The organism is Mangrovimicrobium sediminis (assembly GCF_004745945.1).
GTDB lineage: Bacteria > Pseudomonadota > Gammaproteobacteria > Pseudomonadales > Halieaceae > Mangrovimicrobium > Mangrovimicrobium sediminis.
This window is the reverse complement of record NZ_SRLE01000006.1, coordinates 472,648-495,838: the sequence shown is the minus strand read 5'-3', so window position 1 is coordinate 495,838 and position 23,191 is coordinate 472,648. Positions and strand designations below refer to the sequence as shown.

The following is a 23,191-nucleotide window of genomic DNA, read 5'->3' as shown; positions in this document are numbered from 1 at the left end:
TGTCGTCGCGCTGCCCTACTGGCAGGCCTCGCAGTCCGGGTCGTCCAGCGAGCAGGCGGCGGGTACCGGTGCCGGAGCCGGGGCCTCGCGGGAGACCGCGTTCAGGGCGCCGGTGTCGATGGTCGACTTCTCGGTGCCGGTGGCGGCCAGCGAGCGCAGGTAATAGGTGGTCTTCAGGCCGCAGTACCAGGCCATGCGGTAGGTGATGTCGAGCTTCTTGCCGCTGGCGTTGTTGATGTACAGGTTCAGCGACTGCGCCTGGTCGATCCACTTCTGGCGGCGGCTGGCGGCATCCACCAGCCAGCGCGGCTCCACTTCGAAAGCGGTGGCATAGATGGCTTTGAGGTCCGCGGGTACGCGGTCGACCGCCTGCACCGAGCCGTCGTAGTACTTGAGGTCGTTGACCATGACGCCGTCCCACAGGTCGCGCGCCTTGAGGTCGTTGACCAGGTACGGGTTGACCACGGTGAACTCGCCGGAGAGGTTCGATTTCACGTAGAGGTTCTGGTACGTGGGCTCGATGGACTGCGACACGCCGGTGATGTTGGCGATGGTCGCGGTGGGCGCGATGGCCATCACGTTGGAGTTGCGCATGCCGTCGTGCTGCACCTTGGCGCGCAGGGCGGACCAGTCCAGGGTCTGGCTGGTGTCCACCTGCAGGTACTGGGTGCCGCGCTCGGCCGCCAGCAGTTCCAGCGAGTCGATCGGGAACACACCCTGGCTCCACAGCGAGCCCGGGTAGCTGGAGTAGCTGCCGCGCTCCGCGGCGAGGTCGCTGGAGGCCTCGATGGCGAAGTAGCTGATCGCCTCCATCGAGCGGTCGGCGAATTCCACCGCGGGCTCCGAGGCGTAGGCGATGTGCTGCTTGTACAGCGCATCCTGGAAGCCCATGACCCCCAGGCCCACCGGGCGGTGGCGCAGGTTGGAGTTGCGCGCGGATTCCACCGAGTAGTAGTTGATGTCGATGACGTTATCCAGCATGCGCACGGCGGTGCGTACGGTGCGGCGCAGCTTGTCCAGGTCCAGGCCGCCCTCGTCGATGTGCTGGGGCAGGTTCACTGAACCCAGGTTGCACACGGCGATCTCGTCGGCGCTGGTATTGAGGGTGATTTCGGTGCAAAGGTTGGAGGAGTGCACCACGCCCACGTGCTGCTGCGGCGAGCGCAGGTTGCACGGGTCCTTGAACGCCATCCACGGGTGGCCGGTCTCGAACAGCATGCCGAGCATCTTGCGCCACAGGTTCTCGGCCTTCAGCGTCTTGTGCAGCTTGAGCTCGCCGCTGGCCGCCAGCGCCTCGTAGTGGGTGTAGCGCTCCTCGAAGGCGCGGCCGTACAGGTCGTGCAGGTCGGGCACGTCGCTGGGCGAGAACAGGGTCCAGTCGCCACCCTCGAACACGCGCTTCATGAACAGGTCGGGAATCCAGTTGGCGGTGTTCATGTCGTGGGTGCGGCGGCGGTCGTCGCCGGTGTTCTTGCGCAGGTCGAGGAATTCCTCGATGTCCAGGTGCCAGGTCTCCAGGTAGGCACAGACCGCGCCCTTGCGCTTGCCGCCCTGGTTCACTGCCACCGCGGTGTCGTTGACCACCTTGAGGAAGGGCACGATGCCCTGGCTCTTGCCGTTGGTGCCCTTGATATAGGAGCCCAGCGCGCGCACCGGGGTCCAGTCGTTGCCCAGGCCGCCGGCGAATTTCGACAGCATGGCGTTATCCTGGATGGCGCCGAAGATGCCGCGCAGGTCGTCCGGCACGGTGGTCAGGTAGCAGGAGGAGAGCTGCGGACGCAGGGTGCCGGCGTTGAACAGGGTCGGCGTCGAACACATGTAGTCGAAGGACGACAGCAACTGGTAGAACTCGATGGCGCGGGTGTTCTTCGCCGTCTCGCCGATCGCCAGGCCCATGGCCACGCGCATGAAGAAGATCTGCGGCAGTTCGAAGCGCACGCCGTCCGAGTGGATGAAGTAGCGGTCGTACAGGGTCTGCAGGCCGAGGTAGGTGAACTGCAGGTCGCGCTCCGGCAGCAGGGCGCGGCCCAGCAGGTCCAGGTCGTAGTCCGCCAGCTGCGGGTCGAGCAGTTCCAGTTCCACGCCGCGGGCGATATAGGCGGTGAGTGCGCGCGGGTACAGCGCACTCATGTCGCCCTGGGTGGCGGTGCTGGCCACACCGAGGAAGTCCAGTGCCTCGGCGCGCAGGGTGTCCGCCAGCAGGCGCGCGGCGACGTAGGAGTAGTTGGGCTCCTGCTCGATGAGCGTGCGCGCGGTGATCACCAGCGAGGTGGACAGCTCCGCGGCGCTCACTCCGTCGTACAGGTTCTTCAGCGCGGCGTCGAGGATGCGCGCCTCGCTGACATCCGCCAGCCCGGTGCAGGCTTCGCTGACGATGGTGTGCAGGCGGGCGAGGTCCAGCGGCAGGCGGCTGCCGTCCGGGTGCACCACGTTGATGTTGTTGGCCGCGGCCTGGGTCTCGTCGGACAGCGCGGCGCGGGCCGCGCGCTTGCGCGCCTGCTCCTCGCGGTAGATGACGTACTCGCGGGCGATCTTGTGTTCGCCGGCGCGCATCAGCGACAGCTCCACCTGGTCCTGGATGTCCTCGATGTGTACCGTGCCGCCCGAGGGCATGCGCCGCTCGAAGGTGGCGATCACCTGTTCGGTGAGCTTGGCGACGGTCTCGTGGATGCGGCTGGAGGCGGCGGCGGTGCCGCCCTCCACGGCGAGGAAGGCCTTGGTGATGGCCACGGAGATCTTGCTCGCCTCGAAGGACACCACGGTGCCGTTGCGCTTGATCACGCGCAGCTGGCCGGGCGCGGTGGCGGCGATGCTGCCGCTGGCCGGTGTGGTCTCGCGGTGAGTGCCGGCAACGCCGGTAGTGCTCTGCGTGCTGAAAGTGTCGGTTTGCATGCTCTCTCCGATGTCGTGCGACGTGCCCCGGCGGCTGCAGCGAGCCCCGGGACCTGGCGATGGGCGCTGTTATTGTTGTCGCGCCGCGCTGTGCCCTCCCTGCAGCGCGGCGCCTGCTGCCGACACCGGTTTCCCCTGGCTGTGCCTGTCCGGCCCCTGCGCGGTGTGGTCAGCGTCCTGTTCTTTCCGGCAGCCGAAGACCGTCCCGGCCGCGTGGCCAGGGCTGGATAGTCGGGTGATTTGCCGGATTTGCTTGCCTGCGACCCTATATATTGGGGTCTGTTGATAGGCGGGATACAAGATAATGCGCGTGGGCGCCCAATGCAAGGCACCACGCTGGGTTTATGCTGTGGATAAGATGTGCACGAGCGCGTGTGTCTGCGCCCACTAACCCTGCAGGCCAGATGGCGTAAAGCCTGGTGCCTCAGCGCGGTTCTTTACAATTATTTTACTATAAACAGGCGGGTGTTTTATAAGTGCTGGTTATTTGTTGGGGGTGTCCGGGCACCGCCGTCGCGGCGGCACCCGTGGGGCGGCCTGTCAGGCCTCTAGAAGGGCTTCCATCAGGGCTTTCTGTGCGTGCAGCCGGTTCTCCGCCTCGTCCCAGATCACCGAGTCCGGTGCGTCCATCAGCTCGGCGCTGATCTCCTCGCCGCGGTGCGCCGGCAGGCAGTGCATGTACAGGGCGCCGCTGTTGGCGTGGCTCATCAACTCGGCATCGACACAGTAGCCGGTGAAGGCGACGCGCCGGGCCCGCTCTTCCTCTTCCTGGCCCATGGAGGCCCACACATCGGTGGCTACCAGATCGGCGCCGGTCACCGCCTCGCGCGGGTCGCGCACCAGGTGCACGCGCTCGCTGTGCGCCTCGAGCAGTTCCGCCGCCGGCTCGTAGCCCTCGGGGCAGGCCAGGCGCAGCTCGAAATCGAACTGCCCGGCGGCGTTCATGTAGCTCTGCGCCATGTTGTTGCCGTCGCCGACCCAGGCCACCGTCTTGCCGGCGATGCTGCCGCGGTGCTCGACAAAGGTCTGCATGTCCGCCAGCAGCTGGCAGGGGTGATAGCCATCGCTCAGGGCGTTGATCACCGGGACCGTGGAGACCGCGGCAAAGCGCTCGACGATGTCGTGGCCGAAGGTGCGGATCATCACGATATCGACCATCGAGGAAATCACCCGGGCGGTGTCCTCCACCGGTTCGCCGCGCCCCAGCTGGGTGCTGTCCGGCGACAGGAACATGGCGTGACCGCCCAGCTGCGCCATGCCCGCCTCGAAGGAGACGCGGGTACGCGTGGAGGCCTTCTCGAAAATCATACCCAGCACGTAGCCCGGGTACTTGCGCTGGTCGACCCCGGCACGGCGTTCCGCCTTCATCTCGATGGCCCGTGCGATCAGGGCTTCCAGTTCGCTGGTGGAGAAATCGGTGAGGGTGAGAAAGTGCCGGGGAGTTGCCATGTTATCGCCTTGTCGGTATCGCTGTGTCGGGCGGTTTATAAATCCAGGATCAGGCCGGCCACGCCCTCGGCCAGTTCCCGCGCCTGTTCGTCGGTGATGATCAGCGGCGGCAACAGCCGGATGGTGTTGCCCGCGGTGACGTTGATCAGCAGGCCTTCGGCCAGTGCGCGCGCGACGATGTCCGGGCAGTCGCGGTCCAGCTGCACGCCGAGCATGAGGCCCTTGCCGCGAATCTCGACCACCCGTCCGGACTGCGCGGTCGCGGCGCCGAGGGTATCGCGAATCAGCTGCCCCTTGCGTTCGACCTGGGCCATGACGTCCTCGCCGACGATGCTGTCCACCACCGCCAGCGCGGTGGCGCAGACCAGCGGGTTGCCGCCGTAGGTGGAGCCGTGGTTGCCGGCGCCGAACACGCGCGCCGCCTCGCCGCGGGCCAGGCAGGCGCCGATCGGCACGCCGTTGCCCAGGCCCTTCGCCGTGGTGACCACGTCGGGGGTGAAGCCCATGCCCTGGTAGGCAAACCAGGTGCCGGTGCGGCCGTTGCCGGTCTGCACTTCGTCGAGCATCATCAGCCAGCCCTGCTGGTCGCACAGCTCGCGCACCTGGCGCAGGTAGTCCTCGTCCAGCGGCAGTACGCCGCCCTCGCCCTGGATCGGTTCGGCGAGGAAGGCGACGACGTCGGGATTGTGCTCGGCAATCGCCTGCAGTGCGGCGATGTCGTTGCGCGGCGCGCGCACGAAGCCGCCGACCAGCGGTTCGAAACCGGCCTGGATCTTGCGGTTGCCGGTGGCGCTCAGGGTGGCCAGGGTGCGGCCGTGGAACGCGCCCTCGAGCACGATGATGGCCGGCTTGTCGATGTTGCGGTTGTGGCCGTACAGGCGAGCCAGCTTGATCGCCGCCTCGTTGGCCTCGGCGCCGGAGTTGCCGAAGAAGCAGTTGTCCATGCCGCTCACCTGGGTGAGACGCTCGGCCAGTTGCTCCTGCGGGGCGACCCCGTAGAGGTTGGACGTGTGCACCAGGCGCGAGGCCTGCGACTGGATCGCCGCGGTGACCGCCGGGTGTGCGTGGCCGAGCCCGGTGACGGCGATACCGGACAAACCGTCCAGGTAGCGACGCCCCTCGGTATCGAACAGGTAGACGCCCTCGCCGTGGGTGAAGGTCACCGGCAGCCTGGCGTAGGTAGGCATCAGCGCCGACATTTTTTCCTCCAAATAAACGCAAAAAGGCAGCGCGTGCTGCCTTGGGACCGCACACTATAGCGGTGGTCCCGGTGATTGGCAATCACCTCATCCGCGCGTGGATATTTTGTCCGGCGAATGCGTTAAACTAATCGCTAATTCATCGTTTCACGGGCGTGATGTTTCGTGGATTCCCCTGTCGAAGGCCCTGTTTTCGGGGTCTGCTGGCGGGGTGGGTTGCGCCCGTCAGCTGTAGCACAGGACACATCATGGATATTATCGATACGATCAAAGACCAGATTGAAGGCAACCCCATCCTTCTTTACATGAAGGGTTCACCGAACCAGCCCCAGTGCGGTTTCTCTGCGCGCACGGTGCAGGCGCTGATGCAGTGCGGCGAGCGTTTCGCCTACGTGGATGTGCTGTCCAACCCGGACATCCGCGCCAACCTGCCGAAGTACGCCAACTGGCCGACCTTCCCCCAGCTGTGGGTAGGCGGCGAACTGGTCGGCGGCTGCGATATCGTGGTGGAGATGTTTGAGAACGGCGAGTTGCAGACTCTGGTGAAGGAAACCGCGGCGGCGAACGCCGCGGAGTGACCCCGTCCGGTCGGGCGCTTACGGCTTGACCGTGTGCATGGCGGTCTGCAGGTAGTTCTGCAGGCCGACTTTCTCGATGAGAGCCAGCTGGGTTTCCAGCCAGTCGATGTGCTCTTCCTCTGCCTCCATGATCGCGACGAATATGTCGCGTGACACGTAGTCGCCCACGCTTTCACAGTAGGCCACGGCTTCCTTGAGGTCGGCGTGGGCCACGTGCTCGAGCTTGAGGTCGCACTCGAGCATCTCGCGGGTGTCCTCGCCGATCATCAGCTTGCCCAGGTCCTGCAGGTTGGGCAGCCCCTCGAGGAACAGGATGCGCTCGATCAGCGTATCCGCGTGCTTCATCTCGTCGATGGACTCGTGGTACTCGTGGTCGGCCAGTTCCTTCAGGCCCCAGTCCTTGTACATGCGGGCGTGCAGGAAGTACTGGTTAATTGCTACCAGTTCGTTGCCGAGGATGCGGTTCAGGTGCTCGATGACTTTGGGATCGCCTTTCATGATTTACCTCCGACATGAAATCAAGCTCACAGGATGGCCCGACTGAAGCGGGATGTCAATCGTAAGCTATTGATTTTACAGGCTATTTGAAACTGATAATCAGAGCGATTCTCAGTTGTCGGAAAAGGTCAGGAGACGGCGTAGTAGAGGGATTCGTCCGCCGCGACCTGGGCTTCACTGGTTTCGCCCAGTGCGTCGCGCACGATCTGCCGTGCCAGCAAGCCGCACTTGCCGCACTGGCTGGCCACGCCGAGGGCCGCGCGAACCTCGCGCAGGGAGGAGGCCCCGTCGCTCACGGCAGTGCGGATCTGGGTGTCGGTGATGCCCTTGCAAAGACAAACGTACATAGTGCTCGCGGTGGTTATCGGTCTGTGGTCGCCTTGGAGTTGAGAAATTATTGAAAACGAGAATGATTGTCAACAACATTTTGTCGGCTTTGCGACAGGCGGTGGTGGCCGGGGGCTGGTCGGCGGCGCACTCGGCCTCCTGGTCGCCCTGATTGACCCCGGTTGCGCCACTCCGGGCGCTTTCGTCGCCATCGCAGGCCCTCGTGCCTGCGGCCCGCTGCGCCGCCGCCCGGGGAGGCTATTTGCCTGCCCGCGCGCGCCCGGTTACGATGCTTGGCCGTCGCGCGGGGCGCCCGTCCCGCGCGCTCTTCCCCCAACCCTTTAGTATGGAGTGTTTCAATGGGTGTTTTAGTTGGTAAGCCTGCACCAGATTTCGAGGTAGCCGCGGTACTCGGCAGCGGTGAAATCGTCGATTCCTACAAGCGTTCCGAAGCCATGGCCGGCAAGTATGGCCTGGTCTTTTTCTATCCCCTGGATTTCACCTTCGTCTGCCCCTCCGAGCTGATCGCGCTGGACCACCGCATGGACAAGTTCCGTGAGCTGGGCGTGGAAGTGGTGGCGGTGTCTATCGACTCGCAGTTCACCCACAACGCGTGGCGCAACACCGAAGTGAGCAAGGGTGGTATCGGCGCGGTGTCCTACACCATGGCTGCCGACGTCGCGCACGACATCTGCCGCGCCTACGACGTGGAAGCCGCCGGTGGCGTCGCCTTCCGCGGTGCGTTCCTGATCGACAAGGAAGGCATGGTGCGCTCGCAGCTGGTCAACGACCTGCCGCTGGGCCGCAACATCGACGAACTGATCCGCCTGGTCGAGGCCCTGCAGTTCCATGAGGAGCACGGCGAAGTGTGCCCCGCGGGCTGGAACAAGGGCGACAAGGGCATGTCCGCCTCGCCGGACGGCGTAGCCGCTTACCTGGCGGAGAACGCCGAGGGCCTGTAACCCCCCGGGTTGCGGACGCGAACGCGGGCTCCGGCCCGCGTTTTTTTTGCCCGGGTTTGCCCTGTGGCGCGGCGGGGCTTCGGGTATAATCGCGCTCTTTCTTTCAGGCGATGCCAGCGGAGCAGTGAAACAGATGGACGTCGAGCACTACATGGCCGGTCTCGGCCGGGCGGCGCGGGCCGCGTCGCGGGTGGTGGCTGCCTCCTCCACGCGCGTGCGCAACGACGCCCTGCTGGCCGCCCGCGATGCCCTGCACGGGGCGCGCGCCGAACTGGCCGCGGCCAATGCCGAGGACCTCGAGCGCGGCGCGGCGGCGGGCCTGGCCGCGGCGCTGATGGATCGCTTGGAACTCACCCCGGCGCGCATCGACACCATGCTGGAAGGTCTCACCCAGGTCGCGGGCCTGCCCGACCCGGTGGGCAGCATCAGCGAGATCAATACCCGTCCCAGCGGTATCCAGGTAGGGCGCATGCGCGTGCCCCTGGGGGTGATCGGCATCATTTACGAATCGCGCCCGAACGTGACGGTGGAGGCGGCGAGCCTGTGCCTGAAGTCCGGCAACGCCACCATCCTGCGCGGCGGCAGCGAGGCCCTGGCCTCGAATATGGCGATCGCGCGCTGCCTCACCGCGGGCCTGCGCAGCGCCGGGCTGCCGGAGGCGGCGGTGCAGGTGATCGAGACCCGCGACCGCGATGCCGTGGGCCAGCTGATCGCCATGCCGGAATACGTCGACGTCATCGTGCCGCGCGGCGGCAAGGGCCTGATCGAGCGCATCAGCCGCGATGCGCGCGTGCCCGTCATCAAGCACCTGGACGGCAACTGCCACGTCTACATCGACGAGGGCGCCGACGAGGACATGGCTCTGGCCATCGCGGTGAACGCCAAGACCCAGCGCTACGGCACCTGCAACACCATGGAAACGCTGCTGGTGCACGCGGCCATGGCGGAATCGCTGCTGCCGCGCCTGGGCGAGGCCTATGCCGCGGCCGGCGTCGAATTGCGCACCTGCGAGCGCGCCCGCCAGTGGCTGCCCGACAGCGTGGCGGCCACCGAGGAGGACTGGTACGAGGAGTACCTGGGCCCGGTGCTCGCCCTGCGCGTGGTCGACGACATCGACCAGGCCATGGACCACATCGACATTTACAGTTCGCAGCACACCGAGAGCATCGTCACCCGCGACCACGGCCGCGCCATGCGCTTCCTGCGCGAGGTGGATTCCAGCTCGGTGATGGTCAACGCCTCCACGCGTTTCGCCGACGGCTTCGAATACGGCCTGGGCGCGGAGATCGGCATCTCCACCGACAAGATCCACGCGCGCGGGCCGGTGGGCCTCGAGGGGCTGACCTCGCAGAAGTACATCGTCCTGGGCGAGGGGCAGGTCCGCACTTGAGCGATGCGCTGGCGCCGGTCGGGGTGTTCGGCGGCACCTTCGACCCGGTGCACTACGGTCACCTGCGCTCGGCGCTGGAACTGGTCGAGCACCTGGGGCTGGAGCACCTGCGCCTGATGCCCTGCGCGCAGCACCCGCATGCCAAGACGCCGATGAGCCCGGCCGCGCACCGCGCGGCGATGGTCGAACTGGCGGTGCGCGACGAGCCGCGCCTGCGCTGCGACACTCGCGAACTGCAGCGCTCCGGTACGTCCTATACGGTCCTCAGCCTCGAGGAACTGCGCGCCGAGCTGGGTGAGCGGCGTCCGCTGTGCCTGGTGATGGGCGGCGACGCCATTGCGCATATTCACAGCTGGCACCGCTGGGAGGCGTTTCTCGAGCTCGCCCATATCGTGGTGCTGGCGCGCCCCGGCTGGCATATACCCGGGGCGGGCGAAGTGGCAGACTGGCTGCGGGACCACCGCCTGGCGGATGCCGGCGGGCTGACCCGCGCGCCCGCGGGCGGCATACTGGTGGAGGCGCTGCGCCCGCTGGCGATCTCCTCCACGGAAATCCGCGCCATGCTGGCGCGCGGTGAATCGCCGCGCTACCTGCTGCCGGAACAGGTCCTGGACTATATTCAGGAACACAAACTCTACTCGTGAACAGGAAGTTATCATTTATGAAGGCACAGCAGCGCAATGCAGGCTGAGCAGTTGAAGGATCTGGTCGTCGAGGCCCTCGACGATCTCAAGGCAGTCAATACGGTGTCGCTGGACGTCACCGGTCTCACCGATGTCATGGATTACCTGGTCATCGCCAGTGGCACCTCCAACCGGCACGTCAAGTCGCTGGCGGATAACGTCTGCCTGGAAGCCAAGAAGCAGGGCCAGCGCGCCCTGGGCGTGGAGGGCGAGGACGCCGGCGACTGGGTGCTGGTGGACTTCGGCGATGTGGTGGTGCATGTAATGCTGCCAGCGACCCGCGACTTCTACGACCTGGAACGCCTCTGGACTGACCACCGGGACGCCGGCGCCGAATAATGCGCATCAGCGTCCTCGCGGTGGGCACGCGCATGCCCGCCTGGGTCTACCAGGGCGTCGAGGAGTACCACAAGCGCATGCCGCGGGAACTGGGCGTGGAGTGGAAGGAGCTGCCGCTGGCCGCGCGCAACAAGGGCAGCAAGCCAGAGCAACTGAAAGAGCGCGAGGGCGAGCAGCTGCTGCGCGCCGTCCCCGCCGGCGACCGGGTGATCGCGCTGGACGTGCGCGGCAAGTCGCTGTCCACGCCGCAGCTGGCGGACAAACTCAGCGAGTGGCAGATGTCCGGTGACAACTTCAGCCTGCTGATCGGCGGGCCAGATGGCCTCTCGCCGGCGTGCCTGCAGCGGGCCGACATGCGCTGGTCGCTGTCCGATCTCACCCTGCCGCACCCGCTGGTACGGGTGATCCTCGCGGAACAGCTCTACCGGGCTTGGACAATCACCGTCAATCACCCGTATCATCGCGACTAGACGCACGTCTCCCGTATAAGAATCCAGGCTTCGCGGTTACATGCCCCACCCCATCGCTCTGAAGGATCCTCACCGGGAGACCCGGATCTACCAGTCGCGCAGCTTCACCGCCATCGCCATTGTTCTTGTGCTGCTCGGCATCATCGTCGCGCGCTACTACAACCTGCAGATCACCGAGTACGAAACCTACCGCACCCAGTCGGACAGCAACCGCGTGCGCCTGGAGCCCCTGCCGCCGAAGCGCGGCCTGATCTACGACCGCAACGGCGTACTGCTCGCCGACAACCGCCCCAGCTTTACCCTGTCGATCATCCGCGAGCGGGTGCGCGACCTGGATGCCACCCTGGCGGAACTGGGCCAGATCATCGAACTCGACGACGGCGAGGTGGAGAAATTTCGCGAGCGCCTGCTGCGCCGCCGCCCCTACGAGGCGGTACCGCTGCATTTTCGCCTCAGCGCAGCGGAGCGCGCGCGCCTGGCGGTGGACCGCTACCGTATGCCGGGGGTGGTGGTGGAGGCCCAGTTGCTACGCCATTACCCGCACGGCGAGCTGTTCTCCCACGCCATCGGTTACGTCGGGCGCATCAACGAGCGCGAGGCGGAGGAGGTGGACGAGAGCAACTACCGCGGCACCTTCCACATCGGCAAGGTCGGCATCGAGAAGCACTACGAGGACCTGCTGCACGGCAAGGTCGGCTACCAGAACGTGGAGACCGACGCCCACGGCCGCGTGCTGCGCGTGCTGGAACGCTTCGACCCGACGCCGGGCGCGAACATCACGCTCAACCTGGATATCAATATCCAGCGCGCCGCGGTGGAAGCCCTGGGTGAGCGGCGCGGCGCGGTGGTGGCCATCGATCCGCGCAGCGGCGGGGTGCTGGCGCTGGTCTCCACCCCGGGCTTCGATACCAACCTGTTCGTCAACGGTATCAGCTCGAAGGATTACTCCGCGCTGCGCGATTCCCCCGATGTGCCGCTGTTCAACCGCGCCGTGCAGGGGCAGTACCCGCCGGGTTCGACGATCAAGCCGATGATGGGTATGGCCGGCCTGCAGTCCGGCCTGATTACCCCGGAGTACACGGTGCCCGACCCGGGTTGGTACAGCCTGCCGGGGGATTCCCACCGCTACCGCGACTGGATCCTGCGCATCCGCGGCACCGGCCACGCGCCGCGGGTCGACCTGAACATGGCGATTGCCGAGTCCTGCGACACCTATTTCTACGACCTCGGCCACCGACTCACCATCGACCGCATGCACGACTACCTGGCCCCTTTCGGCCTGGGGCAGCGCACTGACATCGACACCACCAACGAGCGCCCCGGCGTGCTACCCTCCAAGCGCTGGAAGCGCGAGTCGCTGAACCAGCCCTGGTACCCCGGTGAAACCGTAAGCGCCAGCATCGGCCAGGGCTACATGCTGGCCACGCCGCTGCAACTGGCGGAGGCCACCGCGGTGATCGCCAGCCGCGGCGTGCGGCACACGCCGCGCCTGCTCGGCGCAATCAACGGTGAGCCGGTGCCGGCGCCGCTGCTGGATCCACTGGTGGCGAAGCCGGAGTACTGGGACGCCATCTACGCCGGCATGCTCGAGGTGGTCAACGGCACCCGCGGTACGGCCAAGGCGCTGGCAAAGGGTATCCAGTACCAAATGGCCGGCAAGACCGGTACCGCCCAGGTCATCGGCATCGCCCAGGGGGCGGTGTACAAGGAGGACGAAGTGGACGAGCGCCACCGCCACCACGGCCTGTTCATCGCCTTTGCGCCGGTGGAGGCACCGACCATTGCCCTGGGCATCATCGTCGAGAACGGCGGGGGCAGCGGCGCGGCCTCGCCCATCGCGCGCAAGGTGATCGACACCTGGCTGCTGGGCCACTCCGACTTCGAGGACCCCGCCGATGGCTGACTACGTCCGCCAGATGCCCAACCAGGGCAGCGCCGACCTGGCGCGCCGGCCGAGCACTGCGTCGCGCCTGCACATCGACCTGCCGCTGCTGTTCCTGCTGCTGATCCTGACCGGCTACGGCCTGGTCGTCCTGTACTCCGCGTCCGGGCAGGACTTCGGTGCCGTGATACGCCAGGGCCGCTATTTCCTGGTCGCCTACGTGGTGATGTTCCTCGCCGCCCAGTTGAGCCTGCAGCGCTATGCGCGCTGGGCGCCCTGGTTCTATGTCGCCGGGGTGTGCACGCTGGTGGCGGTGATATTTTTCGGGGTGGGCGCCAAGGGGGCCCAGCGCTGGCTGCAGATCGGCGGTTTCCGCTTCCAGCCCTCGGAAATCATGAAACTGGTGGTGCCGATGGCGGTGGCCTGTTTCCTCGCCGAGCGCACCCTGCCGCCGCGCTTCCAGCACGTGATTGTCGCGCTGGTGATCCTGGGCCTGCCGGCGGCGCTGATCCTGCGCCAGCCGGACCTCGGCACGGCGCTGCTGATCGCCGCCAGCGGCCTGTTCGTGCTGTTCATGGCCGGCATCGGCTGGCGTTATATCTTCGGAGCCGCGCTGGCCGTGGTGGCCTCGGCCTGGCCGGCCTGGATGTTCATGCTGCAGGACTACCAGAAGCAGCGCATCCTGACCCTGCTCAACCCGGAGAGCGACAAGCTCGGCGCAGGCTGGAATATCATCCAGTCGAAGACCGCCATCGGCTCCGGCGGCTGGACCGGCAAGGGCTGGTTGTCCGGCACCCAGTCACAGCTCGACTTCCTGCCGGAGAGCCATACCGACTTCATCATCGCCGTGCTCGCCGAGGAGTTCGGCCTGCGCGGCGTATTGACCCTGATGTTCCTCTACAGCCTGGTGCTGTGGCGGGGCTTCGTGATCGGCATGTCCGCGCAGTCCAGCTTCGGCCGCATGATGGCCGGCAGCCTGACGCTGACCTTCTTCGTCTACGTGTTTGTTAATATGGGCATGGTTGCCGGCCTGTTGCCGGTGGTGGGTGTGCCGCTGCCGCTGGTCAGCGCCGGCGGCACCGCACTGGTCACGTTGATGGCCGGCTTCGGTGTGCTCATGGCGGTGAGCACCGAAAAACGCATGGTGGTGCGCTGATGCCTTCCCCCAACCCTCCTGGAGCGAGTGTTACCCGATGTTGAAATCCCTGCGCTTTATCCTTGTTTGCTGTTGCCTGTGGCCCACCCTGTCCTGTGCCCGGGATACCAATTACGCTGACAACCCCGCGGCGCTCGCGCTGGTTGACGAACTGGTGGCCGAGGAGGGTTTCGGGCGCGAGGAACTGCTTGCCCTGATGGCCGACGCCCGGCGCCAGGAGTCGGTGCTGGCGGCGATCGCCCGCCCCGCGGAGAAAGCCAAGCCCTGGTACGAGTACCGCGAGATCTTCCTCACCGAGCGGCGCGTGAATGAAGGCGTCGCCTTTTACCGCGAGCACCGCGAAGTGCTCGAGCGCGCCGCGCGCGAAACCGGTGTGCCGGCGGAGATCATCCTCGCCATCATCGGCGTAGAGACGCACTACGGCCGCATCGCCGGCAGCTACCGGGTGCTGGACGCGCTGTCCACGCTGGCTTTCGATTACCCGCGGCGCTCGGAGTTTTTCACCTCGGAGCTGAAGAACTTCCTCATCCTCGCCCGCGAGCAGGGCATGGACCCGCGCGCGCTGAAGGGCTCCTACGCCGGCGCCATGGGCTACGGGCAGTTCATGCCGAGCAGCTTCCGCGCCTACGCCGTGGACTTCGACGGCGACGGCAAGGCCGACATCTGGAACAACCCCGCCGACGCGGTGGGCAGCGTGGCCAACTATTTTGTCGAGCACGGTTGGACCCCGGGCGCGACGGTGGTGGTGCCGGCACGCCTCGAGGGCGAACTCCCGACCGAAATGATGAGCGAAGGGCGCAGCCTGAAGCCGCGCTACGAGGTCGCGGATTTCATCGCCGCGGGCCTGAAGCCGGAGCTCGACATCGAGCCGAAGCAGGAGGCCATCGGTATCCAGTTCGAGCTGGAGGAGGGCTATGAGTACTGGTTGGGCCTGCACAATTTTTACGTGATCACGCGCTACAACCACAGCGCCAAGTACGCCATGAGCGTGTACCAGCTGAGCCAGCGGCTGGCCGCTGCGGTGGCGCCGTGAGCGTGTTGCGCCTGTCCGCGACGCTCGCCACGGGCCTGCTCGCCGGCCTGTTGCTGAGCGCCTGCGCCAGCCACAAGCCCGCCCCCGGCAGCGCCGGCGACGCCTACCAGGCGCGGCGCTACAGCCATGCCAGCGACGCCGCTCCCCTGCGCGTGCTGACGCCGGAGGAGGTCGCCGACGCGGTGCCGCGTGCTGACCCCATTCTCGCCGCCGGCAATCACAGCCCGTATACCGTCTCCGGTAAAACCTACCGCATCCTCGACAATCACGCCGGTTATCGCGAGCGCGGCATCGCCTCCTGGTACGGCGCCAAATTCGACGGCCACGAGACCTCCAACGGCGAGATTTTCGACGTCTACGCCCCCTCCGCGGCGCACCGCACCCTGCCTATCCCGGTCTACGCGCGGGTCACCAACCTCGACAACGGGCGCAGTGTCATCGTGCGGGTGAATGATCGCGGGCCCTTCCACAGCGAGCGGCTGATCGACCTGTCCTACGCCGCGGCGGTAAAACTCGGCTTCGACCAGCGCGGTACGGCGCCAGTCGAGGTCGAAGTGGTGTCGATCGCCGGCGTCGACGACCGCCGCGACGCCCCCGGCGGCCACTACCGCTACCTGCAGCTCGGCGCCTTCGGCTCGGCGGATTCCGCGCAGCGCCTGCGCAGCCAGGTGCAGGCCTTCGTCCAGGTACCGGTGGAGATCAGCGAGGTGGACGTCAACGGCGACATTCTCTACCGCGTGCGCCTCGGCCCCGTCGCCGACGGCGAACAGCTGGCCCTGTTGCAGCAGCAGCTGCGCGATGGCGGCTACCCCGCCGGGCAACCGCTGCCCTGAGACTCTCGCCTGAACCGCGGCGCCGAACCACGGCTCTGAACCACGGTTCTGAACTACGGCGCCGAACCACGCCGAGGGGGCGGTTTCCTTCCGCTCCCGCGGCGCATGCGGTACCATGCCCGCCACATCCGCACATCGCCACGGTACCCGTTTCCGCCATGCGCCGACTCCTCTCCCTGCTGGTTTTCACGCTGTTTTCACTCCAGGCGACCGCCGCGCCGACTCCTGCCCCGCCGCAGGTCGCGGCCCGCGCCTACATCCTCATGGATGCGGACAGCGGCGCGGTGCTCGCCGAGTCCAACGCGGACGAACGCCTGCCCCCGGCCAGCCTGACCAAGATGATGACCAGTTACGTGCTTGCCAATGAGATCAAGGCCGGGCGGGTGAAGAAATCCGATATGGTGGTGGTGAGCGAGAACGCCTGGTCGCAAAACCCCATTTTTGAAGGCTCCTCGCTGATGTGGATCGAGCCGGGCAAGGACGTCTCCGTCGAGGACCTCGAGCGCGGTATCATTATCTCCTCCGGCAACGACGCCTGCGTCGCCGTGGCCGAGCACATCGCCGGCAGCGAGAAAGTGTTCGTCGACATGATGAACGCCGAGGCCGAGCAACTGGGCATGTACGACTCCCACTACATGAATTCCCACGGCCTGCCCGACCCGGAGCATTACACCACCGCCCGCGACCTGGCCCTGCTGGCGCGCGCCACCGTGCAGAACCATCCTGAACAGTACCCGATCTACGCCGAGCGCGAGTTCACCTACAACGACATCACCCAGTACAACCGCAACACCCTGCTCGGCCAGGACTCCACCGTGGACGGCCTGAAGACCGGGCACACCAAGGAGGCCGGCTATTGCCTGGTGGCCTCCGCCAAGCGCCGCGGCATGCGCCTGATCTCCGTGGTGCTGGGCACCGACTCCACTCGCGCCCGGGCCAGCGAGTCGCGCAGCCTGCTCAACTACGGCTTCCGCTTCTTCGAGACCACCACCGTGGAAAGTGCCGGGCGCGAACTCGACAGCCCGCGCATCTGGAAAGGCCAGCTCGACAACGTGCCCGTCGGCCTCGCCGAGGACATCGTACTGACCGTGCCGCGCGGCGCCACCGACTCGGTACAGACCAGCATTACCCTGCCCGATGAACTGGTCGCCCCGGTCAGCGCCGGCGACGTGCTGGGCACCATCGAAGTCACCCTCGACGACGAGCGACTGTACAAGGGCGATGTCGTCGCCCTCACCGACGTCGAGCCCGCCGGCCTGTTCGCGCGCCTGTGGGATATGGTGCTGATGTGGATCCACAGCCTGTTCAGCGTGTGAACGACGCGCCCGCGATGACCGACGCCGAACCGCCCAAGATCGAATTCCCCTGTGACTACCCGGTCAAGGTGCTCGGGCGCGCCGGCGACGACTTCCAGACCGTGATACTCGAGGTCTTCGAGCGCCACGCCCCCGGTTTCGACGCCGAGAGCATCAGCGTGCGCGCCAGCAGCAAGGGCACTTTCACCGCCATCACCGTGGTGATCGTCGCCACCGGTCCCGACCAGCTCGAGGCACTGCACCAGGACCTGCTGGCCACCGGCCGCGTCCAGATGGTCATCTAGTGGCTCCCGGCGCCCCCGAAACCGGACCCGCAGTGCCCGCCCCACAGCCCGACATCGTCACCCGCGACCTCGGCCTCGCCGACTACCCGCCGGTACTCGAGGCCATGCGCGCGTTCACCGACACCCGCGACGCCGACACCCCGGATGAACTCTGGCTGCTGCAACACCCGCGCGTATTCACCCAGGGCCAGGCCGGCAAGGCCGAGCACGTCCTCGCCCCCGGCGACATCCCGGTCATCCAGGTGGACCGCGGCGGCCAGGTGACCTACCACGGCCCGGGCCAGTGGGTGATCTACCTGCTCGTCGACCTCAAGCGCCGCGGCCTCGGCATCCGCGCCCTGGTCGACATCATCGAGCGCAGCATCGTCGCCCTGCTCACCGAGTACGGCATCGACGCCGCCGCGCGCCCGGATGCCCCGGGCGTCTACGTCGCCGGCGACAAGATCGCCTCCCTCGGCCTGCGCGTCCGCCGCGGCTGCACCTACCACGGCCTCTCCCTCAACGTGGACATGGACCTCGAACCCTTTCAGCGCATCAACCCCTGCGGCTACGAGGGCCTGCAGGTCACCTCGATGGCAAAACTGCTCCCCGACACCCCGCTCGACATGAACACCATCGGCCAGCGCCTGCTCGCGTTACTCGCCGAACACCTGGACGCATAGCCGCCCGGACCCCGGCCCATCGCGCTGGCGGCGCAGTCGTAGCCATCAGCGACGCGCTTCCGACATTCCAGCAGATAAACCGATCCGATCAGCAACAAGCCCTGGCCCCCCGTCAGGAACCACCTGATCTCTCAGCAACCCCGAAAGCAGGCACGGCAGCAGCAAGGCCCCATGCCGGGGCGTCCGAGGCCATGGATGGCCGAGGCCGAGCCTGTACATGGATGTACGCTTTTTGGCGGTCCCGGCATGGGGCCTTGCTGTTGCCGGGCCGGTGGGACAGTGAAACTCCGGGTTCCGTAGCGGAGGATCGTGGTTCCCAGCTAGGCCGGGCTCGTGAACCGCGTAAGCCCACCGGAAAATCGCAAAAGCGCCATCCATGGCAGCTCGGCCTCGGCCATCCATGGCCTCGGACGTTTTCCAGTGGGCTTACGCGATTCACGATCCCTCTAACGGTGGGCTGCCGCAGCTTCGTTTCGGTGTGCTGTTCGGTTCCAAGCGGCGTCGCACGGGACACTGGAGATTCAGCGGGGCCCGCGGCGTTTTCTCGCGAAACAGCGAGGCGGCCTGACCGGCCGTAGTCGGCTCAGCGTTTGACCGGGCGCTTCTGGAGTTTGCGCTGCAGGGTGCGGCGGTGCATGCCGAGGGCGCGGGCGGTGGCGGAGATGTTGCCGTCGTTGTCGTGGAGGACGCGCTGGATGTGTTCCCACTCGAGGCGGTCGACCGAGATCGGGTCGGCGGGAATGTCGACGCTGCCCGGGGTTGGTTGTTCGCCGAAGGCGGCGAGCACCTCGTCGAGGCTGGAGGGTTTGCACAGGTAGTTGGTGGCGCCGGCCTTGGTGGCTTCCACCGCGGTGGCGATGCTCGAGTAGCCGGTGAGTACGACGAGGCGGGCGCTGGGGCAGGCGGCGAGCAGGCGCGGGAGGATGAGCAGGCCTGAGGCGTCAGGCATGTTGAGGTCGAGCAGGATGTGGGTAGGTTGCCAGCGCGCGCAGGTGTCCTCGGCGAGCAGGGCGTCGTTGCAGCACTCGACTTCGAAGCCGCGGCGCGCCAGGCCGCGGGCGAGGACGCGGGTGAAGGTCGGGTCGTCGTCGACCAGCAGGATGCGCTGTGCGTCAGTCATCGGAGGCCTTTGGCAGCAGCGGCAGGTAGAGGGTGGCGATGGTGCCCCGCGGGCTGGCGTTGCGCAGCTCGATGCGCCCGCCGACGCGCTCGACGCTGGCGTGGCTGAGCAGCAGGCCGATGCCGAGCCCGGCGCGGCTGGGATGAATAATCGGCTTGCCCAGCGATTCCAGCAGTTTCGGATCGATGCCGCGGCCCTGGTCGCGCACCTGGATGCGCAGCTCGCGCGGGTTCCAGTCGTAGCGTATCTCGACCTGGTCGGTGCCGGAATCCGCGGCGTTGTTGAGCAGGTTTTCCAGAGCCTGGGCGATGGTGGTGTCGACGCCGATGCGCGGGGCGAGGCCCTCGGTGTCGCACTGCAGTCGGTGATCGACGCCCGGCCGGCGCACGGCCCAGCGCCGCACGGTGTCCTCGACGAATTCGCGCGCTTCGAGTTCGCTGACGCCGTCGGCGTCGTCGGTCTCGGCGGTGCGGGTGAGGGTGGCCAGGGTGGCGCGGCACTGGGCCAGTTGTTCTCGCAGGGTGACGCAGTCCTCGCGCAGGTCGCCGATCAGGGCTGGGTCCGCGAGCATTTCGTCGACCAGCACGGTCATGGTGCCCAGCGGCGTGCCGAGTTCGTGGGCGGTGCCCGCGGCGAGGCTGGCGACGGCGAGGATCTGGTCGTGGCGCAGGCGCTGTTCGCGGTGCGCGGTGGCGCGCTCCTGCTGCAGGCGCAACTGGGCGGCCATACGCACCACGAAGTAGGTGATGAGGGCGGCGCTGAACAGGAAGTTGAACCACATGCCGAGCACGTGGGCGCTGCCGGCGTCGCCGTGTCCGGCCATGGCGTGGGGCGAGAACAGCGGGAACGGGCGGTAGTGGTAGAGCAGCACGCTGTAGGCGAGCAAGGCGGTGCCGGCCACCAGCCAGGTGTGGCGCCAGGGCAGTACCGCGGCGGCGACCACCAAGGGCACGATGTAGTAGGAGATAAACGGGTTGGAGGCGCCGCCGGTGAAATACATGAGCGCCGTCCAGCCGGCCACATCGAGCAGCAACTGGGTGAGGAACTCGGCGTCGGACACCGGCCAGCGACGCCCCAGGCGCCAGAAGCTGGCGACGGTGAGCAGGCCGAGCCCAACCAGCGAGGCGGCCAGGCCGAACAGGTTCTCGGTGGTGCGATTGAGCGCGACCACGTAGGCGAGCACGCCGACCTGTCCCAGCAGCGCCACGCAGCGGATCATCAGCAGGCTGCGCAGGTTGTCCAGGGAGGGGGAGTAGGTGCTTGTTGGGGTGCGGGCGATCACTGGCGCATTATACGCAGCTCGCGGGCGGTTCGGGTGAGAAGCTCGCGGAAGCTTGCTCAATGTCAATCGAGTGTCGCCGGGCGCGGCATAGAATGAGTCCGAGTGTTACCAGACAAGGGAGTAGACAGCGTGAAATCTCGCAGATCCTATCGTGCATTTTTCGCCGGCCTGGCGGTACTGGCCGGGGTGGCCGCACCGGCGTTCGCCGAAGAACCGGTGCAGCCCATCGAACCGCCGAAAGAGATCAACCTGGCCCAGGCAGAGTTGGGCAAGAAACTGTATTTCGACCCGCGCCTGTCGCGTTCCGGGTTCATCTCCTGCAACTCCTGCCACAACCTGAGCATGGGCGGCACGGACAACCTGAAGACCTCGATCGGCCATAAATGGCAGCGCGGCCCGATCAACGCGCCCACGGTGCTCAATTCCAGCCTGAACGTGGCCCAGTTCTGGGACGGGCGCGCCGCGGACCTGCAGGAGCAGGCCGGCGGACCGATCGCCAACCCCAAGGAAATGGGCTTCAGCCATACCCTGGCGGTGGACCTGCTCGCCTCCATCCCCGGCTACGTCACCGAGTTTCGCCTGGTGTTCGGCACCGGGGAGATCGACATCGAGCGTGTGACCCACGCCATCGCCGAGTTCGAGAAAACCCTGGTGACGCCCAATGCGCCCTTTGACCGCTGGCTGCTGGGCGAGGCCGACGCCATTTCGCCGCAGGCGCTCGAGGGCTACCAGTTGTTCAAGAACAGCGGCTGTGTCGCCTGTCACTACGGCCCGGGCTTGGGCGGTAGCTCGTTCCAGAAAATGGGCCTGGTGGCGCCGTACCCGACGCACAACGAGGCGATTGGCCTGGCGGCGGTGACCGGCAACGAGGCGGACCGCTTCAAGTTCAAGGTGCCGACGCTGCGCAATATCGAGCTGACCTACCCCTACTTCCACGACGGCGAGGCGCAGACCATGACCGAGGCGGTGGACGTGATGGGGCGCATCCAACTCGGCCGCACCTTCAGCGACGCGGAGAACGCCAGCATCGTCGCCTTCCTGCGCACCCTGACCGGCGACCAGCCGCGCTTCGAGCTGCCGCAGTTGCCGCCCTCGTCGGACACGACGCCGCCGCCCATTCCCTTCGACTGAGCGGTTCGACCAGGTCCGGCCGTCAAGTCCCGGCGCCCGCGGTGCTGTGCACTCCCCGCGGGCGGCCTTCCGGGGCGTTGGGCGAGGGCGTATAATCCGCGCTTTTTGACGGTAGCCACGTCCCATGTCCGATCTCGGCAAAGCCATCGCCGCGCGCCGCACCTTCGCCATCATCTCGCACCCCGACGCGGGTAAGACGACGATCACCGAAAAGCTGTTGCTGCTGGGGAACGCGATCCAGGTGGCGGGCAGCGTCAAGGGCAAGCGCGGACCCCACGCCACTTCCGACTGGATGAGCATGGAACAGGAGCGCGGTATTTCCGTGACCTCCTCGGTGATGCAGTTCCCCTACCACGGGCGCACCGTCAACCTGCTGGACACCCCCGGTCACGAGGACTTCTCCGAGGACACCTACCGCACCCTCACCGCGGTGGACTCGGCGCTGATGGTGATCGACGGCGCCAAGGGTGTGGAGGATCGCACCATCAAGCTGATGAACGTGTGCCGCCTGCGCGACACGCCGATTATCAGCTTCGTCAACAAGATGGACCGCGACATCCGCGACCCGGTAGACCTGCTCGACGAGATCGAGTCGGTGCTGGATATCCAGGGTGCGCCGATCAACTGGCCGATCGGCATGGGCGGCTACTTCAAGGGCGTCTACAACCTGTATACCGACGTCATCCACTGCTACACGCCGGGGCGCGGCGGCGAACTGCCCGAGGACAAGCGTATCGAGGGCCTCGACAGCGACGCCGCCCGCGAACTGCTCGGCGGCGACTACGACGATTTCCTCGAGGAGATCGAACTGGTGCGCGGCGCCAGCCACGCCTTCGACCTCGAGGCCTTCCTCGCCGGCAAGCTCAGCCCGGTGTTCTTCGGCACCGCCCTGGGCAACTTCGGCGTGCGCGAGATGCTCGACGATTTCGTGCAGTGGGCGCCGCCGCCGCAGCCGCGCGACACCACCTCGCGCAGCGTCAGCGCCGCCGACCCCGCGTTCACCGGTTTCGTGTTCAAGATCCAGGCGAACATGGATCCGCGCCACCGCGACCGCATCGCCTTCCTGCGCATCTGCTCCGGTACCTACAGCAAGGGCATGAAGATGCGCCACGTGCGCCTGGGCAAGGACGTCAAGATCGCCGACGCGGTGACCTTCAAGGCCGGCGAGCGGGTACTGGTGGAGGAGGCCGCGGCGGGCGACATCATCGGCCTGCACAACCACGGCACCATCCAGATCGGCGATACCTTCACCGGTGGCGAGGACCTGCAGTTCACCGGCATCCCGCACTTCGCGCCGGAACTGTTCCGGCGCATCCGCCTCACCGACCCGATGAAATCCAAGCAGTTGCAGAAGGGCCTGCAGCAGCTCTCCGAGGAGGGTTCGACCCAGGTGTTCTCGCCGCTCAACTCCACCGACCTGATCGTCGGCGCGGTGGGCCAGCTGCAGTTCGACGTCGTCGCCTACCGCCTGAAGGACGAGTACAAGGTGGACGCCATCTACGAGCCGGTGAACGTGTACACCGCACGCTGGGTGCACTGCGACGACGCGCGCAAGCTGGCGGATTTTCGCAAGAAGGCCGCCGAGCACCTGTCGGTGGACGGCGGCGACTACCTCACCTACCTGGCGCCGACCCGGGTAAACCTGTCACTGATGGAAGAGCGCTGGCCGGATATCGAGTTCCGCGCCACCCGCGAGCACTGAGCC

22 protein-coding genes are annotated in these 23,191 nt (G+C 66.7%); 15 read left to right on the top strand and 7 right to left on the bottom strand.

Translation table 11 applies throughout. From position 1 onward, the window contains the following. Positions 1-15: 15 nt before the first annotated feature. From E4634_RS09020 to E4634_RS09010, 3 genes are all read right to left on the bottom strand, one after another. Positions 16-2,892: a ribonucleoside-diphosphate reductase subunit alpha gene (locus E4634_RS09020; protein ID WP_135443011.1), complete on the bottom strand. Its 2,877-nt coding sequence runs from the start codon at positions 2,890-2,892 to the stop codon at positions 16-18. 540 nt (positions 2,893-3,432) lie between these two features. Next, positions 3,433-4,341, bottom strand: coding sequence for an ornithine carbamoyltransferase (argF, locus tag E4634_RS09015; protein WP_135443009.1), 909 nt, complete (start codon positions 4,339-4,341; stop codon positions 3,433-3,435). A gap of 35 nt (positions 4,342-4,376) precedes the next feature. After that, the gene (locus E4634_RS09010; protein WP_135443007.1) at positions 4,377-5,540 is read right to left on the bottom strand and encodes an aspartate aminotransferase family protein; all 1,164 of its coding nucleotides are present in this window, start codon (positions 5,538-5,540) and stop codon (positions 4,377-4,379) included. Positions 5,541-5,788: 248 nt separating this feature from the next. Here E4634_RS09010 and grxD point away from each other — a divergent pair, with 248 nt between their 5' ends. Further along, entirely contained in the window at positions 5,789-6,118 is a 330-nt protein-coding gene (gene grxD / locus E4634_RS09005; RefSeq protein ID WP_135443005.1) for a Grx4 family monothiol glutaredoxin, read from the top strand. A gap of 18 nt (positions 6,119-6,136) precedes the next feature. On the opposite strand, the gene bfr is transcribed toward grxD, so the two are convergent. Together bfr and E4634_RS08995 are read right to left on the bottom strand one after the other, a co-directional pair. After that, the gene (gene bfr / locus E4634_RS09000; RefSeq protein WP_135443003.1) at positions 6,137-6,616 is read right to left on the bottom strand and encodes a bacterioferritin; all 480 of its coding nucleotides are present in this window, start codon (positions 6,614-6,616) and stop codon (positions 6,137-6,139) included. Positions 6,617-6,744: 128 nt separating this feature from the next. Next, on the bottom strand, positions 6,745-6,963 hold the full coding sequence (locus tag E4634_RS08995; protein WP_135443001.1) for a bacterioferritin-associated ferredoxin: 219 nt from the start codon (positions 6,961-6,963) through the stop codon (positions 6,745-6,747). Between the two features lie 339 nt (positions 6,964-7,302). Here E4634_RS08995 and E4634_RS08990 point away from each other — a divergent pair, with 339 nt between their 5' ends. From E4634_RS08990 to lipB, 12 genes are all read left to right on the top strand, one after another. Next, the gene (locus E4634_RS08990) at positions 7,303-7,905 is read left to right on the top strand and encodes a peroxiredoxin (RefSeq protein ID WP_135442999.1); all 603 of its coding nucleotides are present in this window, start codon (positions 7,303-7,305) and stop codon (positions 7,903-7,905) included. A gap of 133 nt (positions 7,906-8,038) precedes the next feature. Further along, positions 8,039-9,295 carry a glutamate-5-semialdehyde dehydrogenase gene (locus E4634_RS08985; RefSeq protein WP_135443264.1) on the top strand — a complete coding sequence of 419 codons (1,257 nt, stop codon included), beginning with the start codon at positions 8,039-8,041 and terminating at the stop codon, positions 9,293-9,295. After that, complete coding sequence (gene nadD / locus E4634_RS08980; RefSeq protein WP_135442997.1) at positions 9,292-9,939, top strand: nicotinate-nucleotide adenylyltransferase; 648 nt, start codon at positions 9,292-9,294, stop codon at positions 9,937-9,939. Before E4634_RS08985 ends, nadD begins: the two co-directional genes overlap by 4 nt. A gap of 36 nt (positions 9,940-9,975) precedes the next feature. Continuing rightward, the gene (rsfS, locus tag E4634_RS08975; RefSeq protein ID WP_135442995.1) at positions 9,976-10,317 is read left to right on the top strand and encodes a ribosome silencing factor; all 342 of its coding nucleotides are present in this window, start codon (positions 9,976-9,978) and stop codon (positions 10,315-10,317) included. After that, positions 10,317-10,787 carry a 23S rRNA (pseudouridine(1915)-N(3))-methyltransferase RlmH gene (rlmH, locus tag E4634_RS08970; protein WP_135442993.1) on the top strand — a complete coding sequence of 157 codons (471 nt, stop codon included), beginning with the start codon at positions 10,317-10,319 and terminating at the stop codon, positions 10,785-10,787. The genes rsfS and rlmH overlap by 1 nt, the downstream gene beginning before the upstream one ends. A gap of 40 nt (positions 10,788-10,827) precedes the next feature. Then, a complete protein-coding gene (mrdA, locus tag E4634_RS08965) occupies positions 10,828-12,690 on the top strand; it encodes a penicillin-binding protein 2 (protein WP_135442991.1) in 1,863 nt (620 codons plus the stop codon). Then, entirely contained in the window at positions 12,683-13,825 is a 1,143-nt protein-coding gene (rodA, locus tag E4634_RS08960; RefSeq protein WP_135442989.1) for a rod shape-determining protein RodA, read from the top strand. Before mrdA ends, rodA begins: the two co-directional genes overlap by 8 nt. 37 nt (positions 13,826-13,862) lie before the next feature. Continuing rightward, complete coding sequence (gene mltB, locus E4634_RS08955) at positions 13,863-14,858, top strand: lytic murein transglycosylase B (protein ID WP_135442988.1); 996 nt, start codon at positions 13,863-13,865, stop codon at positions 14,856-14,858. Continuing rightward, positions 14,855-15,691, top strand: coding sequence for a septal ring lytic transglycosylase RlpA family protein (locus tag E4634_RS08950; protein WP_167854833.1), 837 nt, complete (start codon positions 14,855-14,857; stop codon positions 15,689-15,691). The genes mltB and E4634_RS08950 overlap by 4 nt, the downstream gene beginning before the upstream one ends. Positions 15,692-15,849: 158 nt before the next feature. Beyond that, positions 15,850-17,007, top strand: a complete 1,158-nt coding sequence (locus tag E4634_RS08945) for a D-alanyl-D-alanine carboxypeptidase family protein (RefSeq protein ID WP_135442986.1) — start codon at positions 15,850-15,852, stop codon at positions 17,005-17,007. A gap of 14 nt (positions 17,008-17,021) precedes the next feature. Continuing rightward, complete coding sequence (locus E4634_RS08940; RefSeq protein ID WP_135443260.1) at positions 17,022-17,291, top strand: YbeD family protein; 270 nt, start codon at positions 17,022-17,024, stop codon at positions 17,289-17,291. Positions 17,292-17,395: 104 nt separating this feature from the next. Continuing rightward, on the top strand, positions 17,396-17,953 hold the full coding sequence (gene lipB / locus E4634_RS08935; protein ID WP_240725139.1) for a lipoyl(octanoyl) transferase LipB: 558 nt from the start codon (positions 17,396-17,398) through the stop codon (positions 17,951-17,953). A 583-nt stretch (positions 17,954-18,536) separates the two neighbouring features. Here lipB and E4634_RS08930 read toward each other — a convergent pair. Together E4634_RS08930 and E4634_RS08925 are read right to left on the bottom strand one after the other, a co-directional pair. Further along, a complete protein-coding gene (locus tag E4634_RS08930) occupies positions 18,537-19,073 on the bottom strand; it encodes a response regulator transcription factor (RefSeq protein ID WP_135442982.1) in 537 nt (178 codons plus the stop codon). Further along, a complete protein-coding gene (locus tag E4634_RS08925; RefSeq protein ID WP_135442980.1) occupies positions 19,066-20,355 on the bottom strand; it encodes an ATP-binding protein in 1,290 nt (429 codons plus the stop codon). Before E4634_RS08925 ends, E4634_RS08930 begins: the two co-directional genes overlap by 8 nt. Before the next feature lie 129 nt (positions 20,356-20,484). Here E4634_RS08925 and E4634_RS08920 point away from each other — a divergent pair, with 129 nt between their 5' ends. Next, on the top strand, positions 20,485-21,486 hold the full coding sequence (locus E4634_RS08920) for a cytochrome-c peroxidase (RefSeq protein WP_135442978.1): 1,002 nt from the start codon (positions 20,485-20,487) through the stop codon (positions 21,484-21,486). A gap of 124 nt (positions 21,487-21,610) precedes the next feature. Next, positions 21,611-23,188 carry a peptide chain release factor 3 gene (locus E4634_RS08915; RefSeq protein WP_135442976.1) on the top strand — a complete coding sequence of 526 codons (1,578 nt, stop codon included), beginning with the start codon at positions 21,611-21,613 and terminating at the stop codon, positions 23,186-23,188. The last annotated feature ends 3 nt before the right edge of the window (positions 23,189-23,191 follow it).